Below are 16,699 nucleotides of genomic sequence, written 5' to 3'. Positions count from 1 at the left end.
ATTTTTTTTGTGCCGTTTAAAGCTATGAAGGATTTAAAATAAGATCAATTCTCTTTATTGCATCAGCATAATGATATTTTGTTTCCGTATTTACAGCTGCAGCTTTGGCAATATTAAGTGTTGCTTTTAAAGCAACCAACTCACCACGTACTAAAGCACGAACATCTGATTGCGCTACATTAAAATATTCTGAAGGACGACCGCCTTTTATTTCTTCTTTCATCAAAAAGCCCATACGCTCAATGTAGGCTCTTTGTAAATTTCTTCTATAAATAGTTACATTACTACCAGCTGAAGCTTCTTTCCAGATTCCTTTGCGCATGTCACCTAATAAATCCAGCGCTTTGTAATTATTATTTCCCTGAATTTCTGCATCTAATAAACGCCCTAAACGATCAAAACTCATCACATTGTTTAAGTGGCGTACCTGTAAACTTCTGAAACGCTCTGTATAACCAGCGTAATCAATATTGCGTAAAGTACTCACGTTAACCAACCAAGTTGGCGATGCAAAAGCATTTGCTTGCAACCATTGCATAGCTTCTTGTTGCTGTGCTTTTGAAACCACTTCATAAATCATCCCTTTCTGGTTTGGTTTTTTCGTCGCTTCAAAAACACCTCCTACATTTGTCACTACGTGTCCTACATAACGTCCCCAAACATCGAGCATTTCTTTATACAATTCATCTAAATCATCGTAATTATTGGTTTTATCACTTGTCCACTCGTGTAAATGTGCAGCAACATATTGCAGATTTTTAAGTCCGTATGTACTTGCTTTCATGGAACTGTTTCCAATATCTTCGGTTTGCGAAGTAGGATCAAAACTACTGCTTTGTTTTCCGAACTTATAAATAGGATTGTCCGCTTTTTCCATAATCCACTTGTCTAAAGTGGAAACTTCAGCTTCTGGCGAAGATGCATGTGGAATAAAACGATAACCCCAGTTGGTAGCGTAATGATCATAAGGTCCCATTTGACGGATGAATCGAACATTTTTATCACCTGGTTGTGCGATGTAGTTAAAACGCGCATAATCCATCAAACTCGCTGCAATTCCGTTTTTTTGTGTGAATTCACCATTACGGTATGATTCTGTATCGTAAGCACAACTCGCTCCCATATTGTGCGGAAATCCTAGTGCATGTCCTACTTCATGTGCGATTACCATGCGCATCATATCGCCCATTTCCTCATCACTTGTTTGCAAAGTTCGCGCGGTTGGATTAGCCGCTCCAGTTTCTAATAAATAACGGTTTCTATATGAACGCAAATGGTTGTGGTACCAAATAACATCACTTTCGATAATTTCACCTGTTCTTGGGTCAGATACACTTGGCCCTACCGCATTTCGGGTGGTACTTGCTACATAACGAATTACAGAGTAGCGAATATCTTCTGGACTAAAATCAGGATCTTCCTCCTTTGTAGGTGGATCTTTAGCAATAATTGCATTTTTAAATCCGGCGGTTTCAAAAGGCTTTTGCCAATCTTCAATACCTTGCTTGATGTATTTGCGCAATTTTTCTGGAGTTGCAGGATCAAGATAATATACAATTGGTTTTACTGGTTCAACGAGCTCTCCTTTTGCGTAAGCGACAGGATCTTTTGGCTCTAAACGCCATCTGCGAATATAGGTTTTCACATCCGACTTCAATTCGTTACTTCCATAATCAATTTGATCTATGGTGAACCAACCCACTCGCGGATCAGCCAAACGAGGTTGCATAGGCTTTTCTGGCAACAAAATCATAGATTGATTCATTTGAATACTAATGGTCTCCGCATCTCCTTGCACAGGTGGTTTGGCCGCATTGTAACTAAAGTCCTGAATGACTTCAATATTCATAGGGAAACTTTTCATCGTATTGATAAAACTACGTGATTCATCCAACCCACGTACTTTATAAGTTTCACGCATATCGGCTGATAGTCCGCTGATTGCTTTTACATCAGTACCATAAAACTTGCTTACATCAATTACTGTATTTGCCGAATCCTTACTAAAAGCCACAATATCAAATGCGAATAAAGTTGGCTCATAATTGTTTGCTTTTACTGAAATGCTAATAGGCAAACTGTCATTTGCCACGGCATTAAATGATTTAATTTTGATGACAATCTTATCTTGAAAGCGTTGCCAAACAATCAACTGTTCATTGGTTTCTGAACCTGCATTGACATAACCACCACCCAAATTAGCAGGTAGTTTTGATAATCTACTCACCAAAAGCATGTCTTTATTCAAGAGGGTATTCGGGATTTCAAAAAAATATTTTTTATCTACTTTGTGCACGGTAAACAAACCAGTATCGCTGATGGCATCTTTGGTGATCACTTTACTGTAATCCTTAATAGCCGATTCTGGTTTTTTCTCTGGCAATGGCGCTACAGCAACAGCATTTTTGTCTTTTTTCTTTTTTGACTGCGCATAAACAGCAGGTGGAGCAAGGGCAAGCGCAGCAATCGCTGATAAAATGAAAACTTTCTTCATTTAGTGGTTATTTTTTGGTTAATCAATATCAAAAATAGAGGGAAGCATTCTAAAAATGAATAGTATTCAGTGGTTTAACTTTTAATTAACAACGGTTGATTTATTGGATTTCGTATGTAAGTTGAAGCAGTAAAATTGAAGTATCGACTCTTCCAAAAAAAGCATAAAAAAACCCAAAGCTAATGTTGCTTTGGGTTTTGTATGAGTTTCGATTGAATTAATCTTCACTTTCATCATCCGTTTGGTGCGACTTTGAGTAACCTCGCCATTTTTCGATACAATTTACAAAATCTTCAGGCAATTCAGTATCAAAACGCATCATTTCTCCTGTTGTAGGATGAATAAAACCGAGCGTTTTGGCATGCAATGCTTGCCTAGGCAATGCCTTAAAACAGTTTTCAATAAATTGCTTGTACTTTGTAAAAGTTGTTCCTTTTAAAATTAAATGACCACCGTAACGCTCATCATTAAACAAAGGATGTCCAATATGTTTCATGTGCGCTCTAATTTGGTGCGTACGTCCTGTTTCTAACTGACAAGAAACAAGTGTAACGTAACCAAATCGTTCTAAAACTTTGTAATGGGTAATCGCAGGTTTACCAATTTCTGGATCAGCAAATACTGCCATTTGCATACGATCTTTCAAGTGTCTGGCTAGGTTTCCTTCTATCGTTCCCGCATCATCAGCAACATTACCCCAAACTAGGGCAATATATTCGCGCTCTGAAGTTTTTGCTTCAAATTGTTTCGCCAAGTGTGTCATCGCCGCCTCAGTTTTAGCAACCACTAATAAACCCGAAGTATCCTTGTCAATACGATGTACCAAACCTGGACGCTCGCTACTATTCATTGGTAAATTATCAAAATGATAAGCCAAGGCATGCACCAAAGTTCCTGTGTAATTACCATGACCAGGATGCACCACCATTCCTGGCAATTTATTGATTAACAATAAAGTATCATCTTCATAAACAATATCAAGCGGAATGTTCTCCGGAATGATATGATTTTCATATGGCGGGTGCGAAAGCATCACACGCACCACATCAAAAGGCTTAACTTTATAATTGGATTTTACGATAGCATCATTCACAAAAATATTTCCTTCTGCTGCTGCCGTTTGTATTTTGTTGCGAGTCGCATTTTGAATAAGGCTCATCAAGTATTTATCAATTCGCAAGGACGCTTGGCCTTTAGGAACTTCAAACCTGAAATGTTCAAATAACTCGTCTTCTAAATCTAGTGTTTCTATATTATTGTTCATCAACTGGTATTTCTTCTTCTAGCGGTGCAGCCAAAGTATCAGCAGCACTCTCTTCTTCTTCATAGCTCATTTTCCCATCACCAAGTACTAAATCAATCTTACTGGATTTTAAAACACGATCTCCTGCCTTCAAATTACGTCCTTTGTAACGCATTTCTAGCACCATATCTTTACCTAAATTGGGTACATAGGTAATATTTCCTTCTTCAAGACCAAGCGCTTTTAAGGTTGGCACAGCCTCACGGTAGGTTTTGTTTACCAAATCAGGAATACGAACTGATGAGTATCCGGCAGTATTTATTTTAATGTAAATCTTGCGCCCAACTTTTACTTTAGTTCCTGGCAAAGGATCTTGTTCCACCACACTATACTGCGGAAAATCGCTTCTAAAATCCACACTATCAAGTAAAACATAGTCTAAATCTAGCTCGTCTAATTTTTCTTCTACCTGCTCCTCGGTCAATTTACTCAAATTAGGAACCGAAATTTCATTGCCATGATCGGTTGTAAACGTGAGCCAATGCATGAAAAAATAACCCAAAGCAGCAATAATAGCTAATGCAACAAAGACTTGTCCAAAGAAAACGCGACTAGTAAGATACTTCCGTAAACTCATAAATTTATTTTTATATGCCACAAAGATAAACCTATTTCGTTTCAAAAAAAATGATAATTTTGTTTAATCGTTTTTAGCACAAACAACTCCTTTTTTTAGGAGCTTTTTCCCGCTATTCGCTTGTATCTTTGCTTTTTTTTGACAAAAAAACCAAAGGATACCGCTGCTATCGGGGCTAATTCAAAACAGTAGTAAATAGGCTATTTGGTGCTTAAAAGAACTCAATTAAAACAGTAAAAAATGAAAAACATTGCCATCATCATGGGCGGGTATTCCAGCGAATACAAAATATCTTTAATCAGCGGCAATGTCGTGTACCACTACTTAGACAAAACCAAATACAACAGCTTTCGTATTCACATCTTCAAGGAAAAATGGGTTTATGTTGATGCACAAGATAAAGAATTTCCAATCGATAAAAATGATTTTTCGGTTACTGTTGCTGGACAAAAAATAAGTTTCGATTGTGTATTTAACGCCATTCACGGTACGCCGGGCGAAGATGGTTTAATGCAAGCTTACTTCGAATTATTGCAAATTCCGCAAACTGCCTGTGATTATTACCAAGCAGCACTTACCTTCAATAAAAGAGACTTGCTTTCAGTTTTAAAACCCTACGGGATCAAAACCGCAACTTCTTATTACCTAAACAAAGGCGATGTAGTTGATACAACCGCCATTGTAAACAAAGTAGGATTGCCTTGTTTTGTAAAACCAAATAAAGCAGGTTCAAGTTTCGGAATCTCAAAAGTAAAAACAGAAGCCGAATTGCCAACTGCAATTGAAACGGCTTACAAAGAAGATAACGAAATTATAATTGAGAGTTTTCTGGATGGAACCGAAGTTTCTGTTGGAGTTATCAATTACCAAGGCGCCATTACAGTTTTGCCAATTACCGAAATTGTCTCCGAAAATGATTTCTTCGACTACGAAGCAAAATACTTAGGCAAATCACAAGAAATTACACCTGCACGAATCTCTGACGAAATGACTCAAAAAGTGGGAGCTATTGCAAAACGCGCCTACGAAGTGCTTAAAATGAAAGGTTTCTCCCGTAGCGAATTTATTATTGTTGACGGCGAGCCACACATGCTCGAAATGAATACCATTCCGGGTTTAACCACCGAAAGTTTAATTCCGCAACAGGCCAAAGCGGCAGGAATTGAACTAACAGACTTGTTTACCAACGCCATCGAATTGGCATTAGCATAACCCTCTACCATGAGAAAAGCCATATTTCCGGGTTCGTTTGACCCAATTACACTTGGTCATGAAGACATCATTAAACGGAGCTTGCCTCTTTTTGATGAAATCGTGATCGCCATTGGCGTTAATGCCGAAAAAAAATACATGTTCTCACTAGAAGATAGAAAACGATTTATCGAAGAAACTTTTCAACACGAACCTAAAATTTCAGTGATCACCTACGAGGGATTGACTACTGACTTGTGCCGAAAACTCAATGCCAATTTTATTCTTAGAGGTCTTCGTAACCCTGCAGATTTCGAGTTTGAAAAAGCAATCGCACACACCAACAGACGCCTCGCAAAGATTGAAACCGTATTTTTACTAACTGCCGCCAAGACATCTTACATTAGCTCAAGTATTGTTCGCGATGTCATTCGCAACAACGGACAATACGAAATGCTAGTTCCTGATGCGGTTCGAGTAACCAAATAATTTTATTTTAAAAAGCGAATTTTCGCAACAAAAACAACAACAAAAACAATGAGCATCGAAAGAGAATTAATGAAACGAAGTGGCGGAAAGTGTGAACTATCAGGCGTTACCGAAGACCTACAAGTATACACCCTCACTCCTACACGCCGTGGCGGACTCGATGAAAACGTACTAATCTCGAAAAACTTAATTGCACAAATCGAGCAAGCCGAAACTATGGATCCAAATTCATGGCGATGCTTAAACGATAGTATGTGGAGCGAACACGAAGCAGTTCAAGTATTATCATGGCGAATGTTAAGCCGTTTAGGAAATCAAGAATTGCTAGAACAAATGTACCTTGACGAAGAAACATTAGCGTGGGCACAAGCAACAGGCGAAGGTCAAGAGGATGAAAATAAAATAGTGCATCGCGATAGCAATGGTGTAGTTTTACAAACAGGCGATTCAGTAGTTTTAATCAAAGACCTAAAAGTAAAAGGTTCTAGTATGGTTGCCAAGCAAGGTACAGCAGTGCGTAACATCAGATTAGATCATGAAAACGCCGAATATATCGAAGGACGCGTTGACGGACAAACTATTGTTATCATAACACAATACGTGAAGAAAACATAGTTGAAAGTTTGCAGTCGCAGTCGCAGCACTCAGTTTGCAATCGCAGTCTCAGAGCACAGTAATTAAAGTGGAGAAATCAGTTTGCAATCTAAGTCGTAACGAAGAGTTAGCAGAAATTTTAAGACATCCGCATATAAATGAACAAATCGATAATTATACTAGCATTTTCACTTTTTATTATAGGTTGTAATAACAAAAATGAAAATTCCGAAAAGAATATAAAACTTATTGCAAAACAATTTAGTTTATCAGAAGTAAAAGATATTAACTCAATTGTTGAAGCTATAATAACACAAGACAGTTTAGAAGTTTTAAAATCTGCTGATTATTCAAATTATCTATGCGATGAATTAACAAGATTACCAATAGATTTCCCAGAAAAACAGGCGAATGGATTAACTCCACCTCTTGCACCAGGCCGTATCTATTTGACTGAACTATTGAATGATAAAATAAACGACGAAATATTCTTTGCAAAAAAAGATTCATCTAATTTAATTGCACAAAACTCCAAGCCTTCCATATTCAAAATAGACAAACTACTTCTAATTAATATAAATACAACCTCTTTTGAGAAAGAAAACATCAAACGCAAAAAAGGTAAAAACTATCGTTTTTATGAAATGACTATTCCAATTTTTTCGCTGGACAATCGAAAAGCTTATGTTGAATTAGGTTATCACTGCGGAGCTCTTTGTGGACATGGAAAAGCTATCTTCTTGAAAAAAATAAATGAAAAATGGATAATTGTAAAAAAGTTTGGAACTTGGGTAAGTTAAAAAACTTCTACTAAATCCGTTTCTCGCAATTGGGAATTTTGTGGTAAGTTCAGGATTACGTTTCGCAAGAATTTTTATCTTTCACAGAAAATAAAAAGTTCCTAAGTTCGTAACACTCGAGAAGCAGCGGACCGTATACACCAAATACTCTCCATTTCCCAAATATTTGAACAACAAAGACATACTTAAAAACTACCGTAAAGCTAAAAACCGTTGCTAATAAATTAAATTTACTAGCAACGGTTTTTTTTATGAACACTACTATTGTAACCGCAAACTGAGACTGAATACTGAGACTGCAAACTGAGACTGTAAACTGAGACTGAGCACTAAAAAACTTACTCCTCTTCTTTCTTAATCACTTTTCGGGCTACTTCAATTTTAAACTTTTTACCCTTCATTTTTTCGTCTTTAATTGCATGCAACAAATCTTTTACTTTGTTGAATTTTACAGCTGCAAACGAGATAAAATCTTTTACTTCGATAAGTCCTAAATCACCTTTTTCGAGTTTTCCTTTCTGCGAAAAGAAACCAACAATATCAATTTTATTTAACTTATTTTTCTTTCCGCCACTAATGTAAATGGTTTGAAATTGCGGCGGTTTTGGCAATGCTTTGGCTTGATCTACTGTCAAAACTTCCATAAAATAATCTAGATAATCCAATTTTTTTTCACTTTCGTGCGCTACAATATAGGCAGTACCAGAAGCTTGCATACGTGCAGTACGCCCGTTTCGGTGTGTAAACTCGTCTTCCTTAGCAGGTAAATGATAATGAATAACGTGTTTCATTTCAGGAATATCGAGTCCGCGTGCGGCTAAATCAGTTGTAATTAAATAACTCATGCTGCCATTTCTGAACTGTATCAAGGCTCGCTCTCGCTCCTCTTGATCCATTCCGCCATGATAGTACGTAGCGTAAATTCCCTTTTCATTTAAAGTATCGCTAATTCGTTCTGCTGCATCGCGATGGTTGCAAAACACAATTGCAGCTTCTGACTTCAAAGAGCAAATCAGTTGAAACAAGGTGTTTATTTTATCTTTTTCTTTAGATAAAACCATTTTCATTGATAAGTTAGAAACCGTCTCTTCTTCAGGAATAAAATCTAAAACCACAGGATTAACCACGCGAGTGTATTTCGGAATCTCAATATCTGACGTAGCCGACACAAGAACTCTTTTGTTCACCTTAGTCAATTGCCCAATGATATAGGACATTTGCTCATGAAAACCTAATTGAAGCGATTTATCAAATTCATCCAAAACAATAGTTTGAATTTTATCCAAACGAAAAGTACCACGATCAATATGATCAGCAATTCTACCTGGAGTTCCAATTAAAACTGCTGGCGGATTGCTTAAATTTTTTATTTCGGTTTCAATAGAGTGCCCGCCATAACAAGTATTAACCTTGTATGAGGTGCCCATTTTTTTCCAAACTTGCTCAATTTGAAGACCTAATTCGCGAGAAGGAACCAAAATCAAACATTGAACCGATAAAATTTCAGCTTGCAAAAGTTCAAAAACAGGAAGTAAAAATGCGAGTGTTTTACCCGAACCTGTTGGCGAAAGCAGCAAAGTATTGTTTTCGTTTAAAATGGTATCGTGTGCAACTTCTTGCATTTCATTCCAACTTGTAATGCCTAAATTGGAAAGTGTCGTGGTAGCGGATTGCTTTGTATTCATATTTTAAATTTGTGCAAAGATAATTTTAAAAAACGACTAAACTCATGAGCTGCTATTTGTTTTTGCAAAACCACCTGGCAACAATTATACATTATCATTTCTTCGTTAGAGCAAAAGGCAGCTACTTTTTTAAAGAACTTCACTGAGAATTTTATAAAAAAAGCTACATTTGGGACACTATTTTTAACCTAAAATCATGAAAAACCTTCCTATTTATCTCTTATTCCTAATGGTATGCAGTTGGGGTCAAGCCCAAAATAAATACGCTACAGTTTTTGAAAAAGGAAACGGAAACCAGTCTGCAACCTACGCCGAAACTATTGCTTACTACCAATTATTGGCACAAGATTTTCCTACCATTGAAATACAAGAAATGGGTTTAACGGATAGCGGATTACCTTTGCATATTGTCATTTTTAATCCTGAAAAAAACTTCAATTTTGAAGACATCAAAAAAAATAAAGCTGTCATTTTAATCAATAATGGTATACATGCAGGAGAGCCAGACGGGATTGATGCCAGCATGCAATTGTACCGCGACTTAGCAACAGGTAAAGTAAAAGCACCAAAAAATACGGTTTTAGTTTGCATACCTGTTTACAACATCGGCGGCGCATTAAATAGAAACTCTAGCACAAGAGCCAACCAAGATGGACCCGAAGAATATGGCTTTCGCGGAAACGCCAGAAACTATGATCTTAATCGAGATTTCATGAAATCGGACACTAGAAATACCAAAAGTTTTGTTTCTATTTTTCATAAAATAAACGCCGATGTGTTCATTGACAATCACGTGAGTAATGGCGCTGATTACCAATACAAACTTACCTATATAATGACACAGCATAATAAATTAGGAACTGTTTTAGGAGGTTTTTTAAACACCGAAATGATGCCTGCCGTTGTACAAGATTTACAAAAGAAAAAAATTGAATCAACTCCTTACGTAAATACTTTTCAAGACACGCCGGATAAGGGATTTGCACAATTTTTTGAGAGTCCGAGATTTGCTACAGGCTATACCTCATTGTACAACACGCTTGGTTTTGTGGTAGAAACCCACATGCTGAAAAAATATGCTGAACGTGTAAAAGTTACTTATGAATACATGCGCTCTACAATCGACTATACCGATGCCAATTACGCCAAGATAAATGAGCTCCGTTTGCAAAACGAAAAACAATACCAAGCAGGTAAAAAATATGCGATTAAATGGGAAATTGACAGCACAAAAACCACCAATTTTTCTTTCCTAGGATATGAAGCTGGTTATAAAAAAAGTGATGCTACAACAGGTAAACGTTTATTTTACGACCGTAACAAACCATTTAAAAAAGACGTTCCTTACCAAAAAGAATACAAAGCTACCAAGGAGGTAACAATTCCTGAAGCGTACATTATTCCGAGAGGTTTTTGGCATGTAATAGATGTTTTAAAAACCAACAATATCGAATTCAAAGTTTTACCAAAAGACACTGTAATTTCAGTAGAAAGCTACCGCATTGCCGATTATAAAACAGGATCATCTGCATACGAAGGACATTACTTGCATAGAAATACTTCTGTAACAAGCACTATACAACAAAAGGCTTTCGCTAAAGGAGATTTCTATGTACCTACCAACCAAAAAGGGATAAAATATTTGCTCGAAGCGTTGGAGCCTGAAGCGATGGATTCATTTTTCAATTGGAATTTCTTCGATACTATGTTACAACAAAAAGAAGGTTACTCTGACTACGTATTTGAAGATACGGCAGCCCAACTGCTACAAAAAAATCCAGATTTAAAATCGAAGCTAGAAAGCAAAAAACAAAGTGATCCTAAATTTGCTGGCAGTCCAGAGGCACAACTCGATTGGATATATAAAAATTCGATCTATTACGAAAAAGCGCATTTACAGTATCCTATTTATCGAATCATGAAACCATAAAAAAAGTCCCCAAAGAATTCATTTGGGGACTTTTATTTTTGAGTTCAATCAAATTACTTTCTCTTCTTGAAAAAGTAATTTGATATTTTCATAGGAGTTTGTCAGTGCTTCCTTAATTTGTTCTGGGTTCAACCACGCAACTTTTTCAATTCCTTCCTCTAATTGACCTTGTGGTGTTCCTTCAAAATCAGATTGCATTTCGAACCAATGCGTAATTTTCAATTTGTATTTTCCATTTCGCCTGAAAACGTGGTAGGTTTTTTGTAATTTGTGGCCAATATTTAATTTGTTTACGCCCGTTTCTTCCTCTACTTCGCGCATAGCAGTATCTTCAATATCCTCTCCTTTTTCGATTCCACCCTTCGGTAAATCCCATTTTCCATTTCGAAAAATAAATAAAACCTCACCTTTTTTATTGTAAACCAAACCACCGCCCGCTTTACAAACAGGAATCTTAGCTTTTAAGGTCTTCAAAATCAAGCTTTCGTCTGGATGGTACAAATAGGCCTTATTAATTTTATTTTGAAATATTTTCACAATAAGTTGCTCAATATCAATACTCTCCAATAAAAACAATTGAAAATCAGTCTCCTTAGAGATCTCATTTGTCAAAAAAAGTGGCTTGTCGTTAACAAAAACTTTATACATTTGTACTATGATTTTTAATAAAGATACAGCCGAAAAAACAGCCGAATTTCTATTGCAAATAAATGCAATTAAATTGAATCCAAGAAATCCTTTTACATGGGCTTCAGGATGGAAATCACCTATTTATTGTGACAACCGCTTAATACTCTCATTCCCAGCGGTACGAAATTATGTTCGCGATGAATTTTCAAAGAACATCGAAAAACAATTTGGAAAACCAGATGTTATTGCTGGAGTAGCAACAGGCGCCATTGGTATTGGAATGCTTGTAGCTGAAAGCATGGGTTTACCTTTTGTTTACGTGCGCCCAGAGCCAAAAAAACATGGTAGGCAAAATCAAGTAGAAGGTTTTTTACAAAAAGGTCAAAACGTAGTAGTTGTTGAAGATTTAATAAGTACTGGAAACAGCAGTTTACTAGCAGTTGAAGCTCTTCGTGCCGCTGGTGCTAACATCAAAGGAATGGCTGCCATTTTCACTTATGGATTTCCAGTAGCTGATGCTAACTTTAAAACTGCAAACTTAGATTTGTACACTTTAAGTAACTATCAAAACTTACTTAATTTGGCTGTGGCGAAGCGTTACATCACCGAGGAAGAAGAGCAAACATTAAGAGAATGGAACCAAAGTCCATCTACCTGGAATGTTGAAGTTTAAAACCCAAATCTAATAAATACACCAATGAATTTAGAAAGTCCAAAAGTTACCGTAGAAAAATCAGCTCAAGAACTGTTTACTGCTTTGAGCGATGTAAAGAATTTTGAAAAACTGATGCCTGAAAATATAGCAAAATTTGAAGTACTAGGCGATGATGCTTTTATATTTGGACTTAAAGGCATGCCAGAAATCAAATTAAAAATGAAAGAAAAAGTAGCACCAAGTAAAATTGTTCTAGGAGCTGCTAGTGATAAATTACCTTTCACTTTAGTAGCTACGATTGAAGCACTAACGGAACAAAGTAGTGCTGTAAAATTAGATTTCGAAGGAGACTTTAACCCAATGATGGCCATGATGATTAAAGGACCAATTGGAAAATTCATTGAAACTTTGGCTACGAACATGCCAAAACTATAAATTCAAAAATTATCAAAATACAAAAAGTCTTCTCGCAATAGCTAGAAGACTTTTTTATTAATACAACATTTGAACTTCTTTAATATCAAACTCTTCAACTGTATCATCCTCTAGCATTATTTGCAATTTTCCAATTGGAGAGACTCCCGTAATTATACCCATAAAACGACCTTTTAACGGTGCTTCAAATGCCATAGGAACTCCTTTTTTGAACAAAACTCCATCGTATTGATTCCAATAAAAAGCTGAGTTTCTCTTCATATCTGAAGTTATTTTAAAAATGGCTTCACCAATTTTGACAGCTAAACTATCCACTTCAAAGTTACAATTGGTCACCAACGCTAAAGATGACGCTTTAGGCAACATTTCAAAATTAGTTTGATTCACATTAAGACCAAGACCAACAATAGAGCTAAATGTCGCATCACTTTTAATACTGTTTTCTATTAAAATGCCACCAATTTTTTTATTGTATGACATTATGTCGTTAGGCCATTTTATACTCAATTCAGGAATATCCATTTCCTTTAAAACCGAATGAACCGCTACTGCAACAGCAATGTTTAAATCGAACAAACGATTAATATCCGACAAGAAATCTTTAACCAAAATACTCATTATTAGATTTTTACCCAATTCTGTATTCCAAACGGAGCCCATTTGCCCTTTCCCTTTTGTTTGATTTTTAGCCGTAACAATCGTATAATTATCAACCTCTTGTTTATTTGCCAAGCCTTTTAAGAACTCATTTGTAGAATCTATGGCATCGAGTTTGATTACTTTCATAAACATTATTTTGTGAAACAGAATTTAAACTTGTGTTAAGGTTCAAAAATAACCACAAAAAATGGTAACTTTACAAACTTATATAAAAATAATTCATGGCGAAAAAGACTATAAATAATGACTTGCTTTTGGCAAATATCATTAAAGGAATTGAAGAAGTAAAAGGAAATGACATTACCATCTTGGACTTAAGAGATATCGATACCTCAGTGTGCGATTATTTTGTAATCTCGAACGGTGGATCTAACACTCAAGTAAACGCCATTGTAAACTCTATCCAAAAAACGGTTTCAAAAGAAATGAAAGACAAGCCTTGGCATGTTGAAGGAACTGATAATGCCGAATGGGTTTTGATGGATTACGTAAATATCGTAGTGCATGTATTTCAAAAACACATCAGAGAGTATTACAACATCGAAAGTTTATGGGGCGATGCTAAAATAACAACCATAGAAAACAAATACTAAAGACACACATCCATAGTAATGGCCAAAGAAAACAATCCAAACCCAAATAAGTTTAAAGTAAGCCCTTGGCTGCTTTACACTGCTGTAATTTTAATATTGCTGTTCATTAGTTTCATGACTGGTGGTTCTAGCTTAAGCGAACCGGGACAATTAACTTCTTCTAAATTCAACGAATATCTAGAAAAAGGTCAAATTGAGCGCGTAATTGTTTATAATAAAGCAGAAGCGGAAGTTTTTTTAACTCCAGCTGCTATCAAAGACCTAACTCATAAAAAAGTAGCAAAAGATGTTTTTAACGAGCCAAACAAAGGCCCGCACTACACTTTTGAAATTGGTAATGATCAAATCTTTCAAAATAAACTTGAAAAAGCAGTTAAAGAAGGAAAATTAAAAGACTTTAATTTCAAAGTACAAAATAATTGGTCGGACATCTTCTTTAGTTTACTACCTATAATTGTAATCATTGCTGTTTGGCTTTTTGTAATGAGAAGAATGTCAGGCGGAGGTGCTGGTGGCGGAGGACAAATTTTCAACATTGGCAAATCAAAAGCGAAACTTTTCGACGAAAAAACGGATATTAAAACCACATTTAAAGATGTTGCTGGTTTAGAAGGAGCTAAAGAGGAAATTCAAGAAATTGTAGAATTCCTTAAAAACCCTGAGAAATATACCAATTTAGGTGGTAAGATTCCAAAAGGAGCCCTTTTAGTAGGACCACCTGGAACAGGTAAAACCTTATTGGCCAAAGCCGTAGCTGGTGAAGCTCAAGTGCCTTTCTTTTCAATGTCAGGATCTGACTTTGTAGAGATGTTCGTAGGTGTTGGTGCTTCAAGAGTACGTGATTTGTTTAAACAAGCTAAAGAAAAATCTCCAGCTATCATTTTTATTGACGAAATTGATGCCGTAGGTAGAGCAAGAGGAAAAAGTAACATGTCAGGCGGAAACGATGAGCGTGAAAACACTTTAAATCAATTATTAACAGAGATGGATGGTTTTGGAACCAACTCAAACGTAATTGTTTTAGCAGCTACCAACCGCGCTGATGTATTAGATAAGGCTTTGATGCGTGCTGGACGTTTTGACAGACAAATCTTCGTAGACTTACCAGACATTAGAGAACGTGCTGAAATCTTTCAAGTACACTTGGCTGCTCTGAAAAAAGCAGAAGGTTTAGATACTGACTTTTTAGCAAAACAAACTCCAGGATTCTCAGGAGCTGACATTGCAAATGTTTGTAACGAAGCAGCTTTAATTGCTGCCCGTAACAACAAGTCTGCAGTTGAAAAACAAGATTTCTTGGATGCGGTAGACCGTATTGTAGGAGGTTTAGAAAAGAAAAATAAAATTGTTACTCCAGAAGAGAAAAAAGCAATTGCCATACACGAAGCGGGACACGCTACAGTTAGTTGGATGTTAGAGCACGCAGCACCGCTAATCAAAGTAACTATTGTACCAAGAGGACAAAGTTTAGGAGCGGCATGGTACTTACCGGAAGAACGTTTAATTGTGAGACCAGACCAAATGCTCGACGAAATGTGTGCTACCATGGGAGGAAGAGCTGCTGAAAAGGTCACTTTTAATAGAATTTCAACTGGAGCATTAAGCGATCTTGAAAAAGTAACCAAACAAGCGAGAGCAATGGTAACGGTTTATGGTTTGAATGATAAAATTGGAAATGTTACTTATTACGACTCAACAGGTCAAAGTGAATATAATTTTTCAAAACCATATTCAGAAGAAACTGCAAAAGTTATTGATACTGAAATTTCATTACTAATTGAGGGCCAGTATCAAAGAGCCATTCAAATTCTAGAAGAAAACAAAGACAAGCTAAACCAACTGGCGGATATCCTGATTGAGAAAGAAGTTATTTTTAAAGACGACCTTGAAGCAATCTTCGGAAAACGTACTTTTGATAAAAATCTAAGTGAAGTGGTTTCCTAAAAATTAGAGCCTTTTTTCAAATATTCTTAAAATCTTAATTCAAAATCTACTTTTGAATTAAGATTTTTTTATCTTTGGACGTTCTCAAATACAAATTATAGCCGTTTACAAAAATATGAGTCTTTTTAGAAAATTTTTTAGTTCCAATCAACCTACTTCTGAAGAGGAGAAAGAAAGTGAATTTAACCTTTCTGCTTCTGAAAAAGCAATATCTATTGACGAACACTTTATTTTCAACTTCAAAAAGAATGGCGGCAAGTTCTTATATTGTGAAAATTCACATGAAGTAAAAGAACAATTTGAAAACATCTTAGAGGAAAATGACTGGTTTGAAAACGAAGTTTTATGCTTTAACCCAACTTTATTCCCATTATTAGAAGACAATAAATTACCTTACACAGGAATTAATAATCCAAAATTTCTAATTGCTACATGCGAAAGTTTAATTGCTGAAGAAGGTTCTATTCTTTTTTCATCAAAACAAATCAAGCAAAATAAGCCAAATGATTTGCCTGCCAATATCATTGTCATTGCCAAAACAAGCGAAATTGTTGCTACAAAAAGCGATGGCTTGAGCGCAATTAAAAAGAAATACGAACGCGATTTGCCTACCAATATTACGACTATAAAATATTTCGAAAAAGCAAAAGAAGAAGATTTTACACAATACGGAAGTTCTGCAAAAAACTTGTATTTGTTGCTATTAGAAGATCTATAAA

At 36.0% G+C, this 16,699-nt stretch carries 16 protein-coding genes; 10 read left to right on the top strand and 6 right to left on the bottom strand.

Features of this window, described 5'->3' with window-relative positions:
* Positions 1-22: 22 nt before the first annotated feature.
* The 3 genes from L1S34_RS06550 to L1S34_RS06540 all read right to left on the bottom strand — a co-directional run bounded on the left by L1S34_RS06550 (position 23) and on the right by L1S34_RS06540 (position 4,374).
* The gene (locus tag L1S34_RS06550) at positions 23-2,494 is read right to left on the bottom strand and encodes a zinc-dependent metalloprotease (RefSeq protein ID WP_236363330.1); all 2,472 of its coding nucleotides are present in this window, start codon (positions 2,492-2,494) and stop codon (positions 23-25) included.
* A 217-nt stretch (positions 2,495-2,711) separates the two neighbouring features.
* Complete coding sequence (locus L1S34_RS06545; RefSeq protein ID WP_166135221.1) at positions 2,712-3,758, bottom strand: RluA family pseudouridine synthase; 1,047 nt, start codon at positions 3,756-3,758, stop codon at positions 2,712-2,714.
* Positions 3,748-4,374 carry a PASTA domain-containing protein gene (locus L1S34_RS06540; protein WP_236363329.1) on the bottom strand — a complete coding sequence of 209 codons (627 nt, stop codon included), beginning with the start codon at positions 4,372-4,374 and terminating at the stop codon, positions 3,748-3,750. The genes L1S34_RS06545 and L1S34_RS06540 overlap by 11 nt, the downstream gene beginning before the upstream one ends.
* 240 nt (positions 4,375-4,614) lie before the next feature.
* On the opposite strand from L1S34_RS06540, the gene L1S34_RS06535 reads away from it, so the two are divergent.
* The 4 genes from L1S34_RS06535 to L1S34_RS06520 all read left to right on the top strand — a co-directional run bounded on the left by L1S34_RS06535 (position 4,615) and on the right by L1S34_RS06520 (position 7,448).
* Entirely contained in the window at positions 4,615-5,586 is a 972-nt protein-coding gene (locus L1S34_RS06535) for a D-alanine--D-alanine ligase (RefSeq protein WP_236363328.1), read from the top strand.
* A 9-nt stretch (positions 5,587-5,595) separates the two neighbouring features.
* A complete protein-coding gene (gene coaD, locus L1S34_RS06530) occupies positions 5,596-6,054 on the top strand; it encodes a pantetheine-phosphate adenylyltransferase (RefSeq protein WP_236363327.1) in 459 nt (152 codons plus the stop codon).
* Positions 6,055-6,102: 48 nt separating this feature from the next.
* A complete protein-coding gene (locus tag L1S34_RS06525) occupies positions 6,103-6,669 on the top strand; it encodes a PhnA domain-containing protein (RefSeq protein WP_236363326.1) in 567 nt (188 codons plus the stop codon).
* Positions 6,670-6,806: 137 nt separating this feature from the next.
* Positions 6,807-7,448, top strand: a complete 642-nt coding sequence (locus tag L1S34_RS06520) for a hypothetical protein (protein WP_236363325.1) — start codon at positions 6,807-6,809, stop codon at positions 7,446-7,448.
* Positions 7,449-7,786: 338 nt separating this feature from the next.
* Here L1S34_RS06520 and L1S34_RS06515 read toward each other — a convergent pair whose 3' ends face one another.
* Positions 7,787-9,133 (bottom strand): DEAD/DEAH box helicase, encoded by a 1,347-nt coding sequence (locus tag L1S34_RS06515; RefSeq protein ID WP_236363324.1) that lies wholly within the window; start codon positions 9,131-9,133, stop codon positions 7,787-7,789.
* 196 nt (positions 9,134-9,329) lie between these two features.
* Between L1S34_RS06515 and L1S34_RS06510 the strand changes: the two genes are divergently transcribed.
* Entirely contained in the window at positions 9,330-11,063 is a 1,734-nt protein-coding gene (locus L1S34_RS06510; protein ID WP_370637580.1) for a M14 family metallopeptidase, read from the top strand.
* A 48-nt stretch (positions 11,064-11,111) separates the two neighbouring features.
* On the opposite strand, the gene L1S34_RS06505 is transcribed toward L1S34_RS06510, so the two are convergent.
* The gene (locus L1S34_RS06505; RefSeq protein WP_236363323.1) at positions 11,112-11,711 is read right to left on the bottom strand and encodes an NUDIX hydrolase; all 600 of its coding nucleotides are present in this window, start codon (positions 11,709-11,711) and stop codon (positions 11,112-11,114) included.
* 7 nt (positions 11,712-11,718) lie between these two features.
* Here L1S34_RS06505 and pyrE point away from each other — a divergent pair, with 7 nt between their 5' ends.
* Complete coding sequence (pyrE, locus tag L1S34_RS06500; protein ID WP_236363322.1) at positions 11,719-12,366, top strand: orotate phosphoribosyltransferase; 648 nt, start codon at positions 11,719-11,721, stop codon at positions 12,364-12,366.
* Positions 12,367-12,390: 24 nt separating this feature from the next.
* Entirely contained in the window at positions 12,391-12,783 is a 393-nt protein-coding gene (locus L1S34_RS06495; protein WP_166135188.1) for an SRPBCC family protein, read from the top strand.
* Between the two features lie 57 nt (positions 12,784-12,840).
* Here L1S34_RS06495 and L1S34_RS06490 read toward each other — a convergent pair whose 3' ends face one another.
* Positions 12,841-13,569 carry a biotin--[acetyl-CoA-carboxylase] ligase gene (locus L1S34_RS06490; RefSeq protein WP_236363321.1) on the bottom strand — a complete coding sequence of 243 codons (729 nt, stop codon included), beginning with the start codon at positions 13,567-13,569 and terminating at the stop codon, positions 12,841-12,843.
* Positions 13,570-13,664: 95 nt separating this feature from the next.
* Between L1S34_RS06490 and rsfS the strand changes: the two genes are divergently transcribed.
* From rsfS to L1S34_RS06475, 3 genes are all read left to right on the top strand, one after another.
* Positions 13,665-14,036, top strand: a complete 372-nt coding sequence (rsfS, locus tag L1S34_RS06485; protein WP_166135181.1) for a ribosome silencing factor — start codon at positions 13,665-13,667, stop codon at positions 14,034-14,036.
* An 18-nt stretch (positions 14,037-14,054) separates the two neighbouring features.
* The gene (gene ftsH, locus L1S34_RS06480) at positions 14,055-15,980 is read left to right on the top strand and encodes an ATP-dependent zinc metalloprotease FtsH (protein ID WP_236363320.1); all 1,926 of its coding nucleotides are present in this window, start codon (positions 14,055-14,057) and stop codon (positions 15,978-15,980) included.
* A gap of 115 nt (positions 15,981-16,095) precedes the next feature.
* A complete protein-coding gene (locus L1S34_RS06475; protein ID WP_236363319.1) occupies positions 16,096-16,698 on the top strand; it encodes an LUD domain-containing protein in 603 nt (200 codons plus the stop codon).
* Position 16,699 lies beyond the last annotated feature (1 nt).

The organism is Flavobacterium sp. K77, assembly GCF_021608205.1.
Lineage (GTDB): Bacteria > Bacteroidota > Bacteroidia > Flavobacteriales > Flavobacteriaceae > Flavobacterium > Flavobacterium turcicum.
Note: the sequence above shows the minus strand (reverse complement) of the source record. Positions and strands in the feature narration are given on the sequence as shown.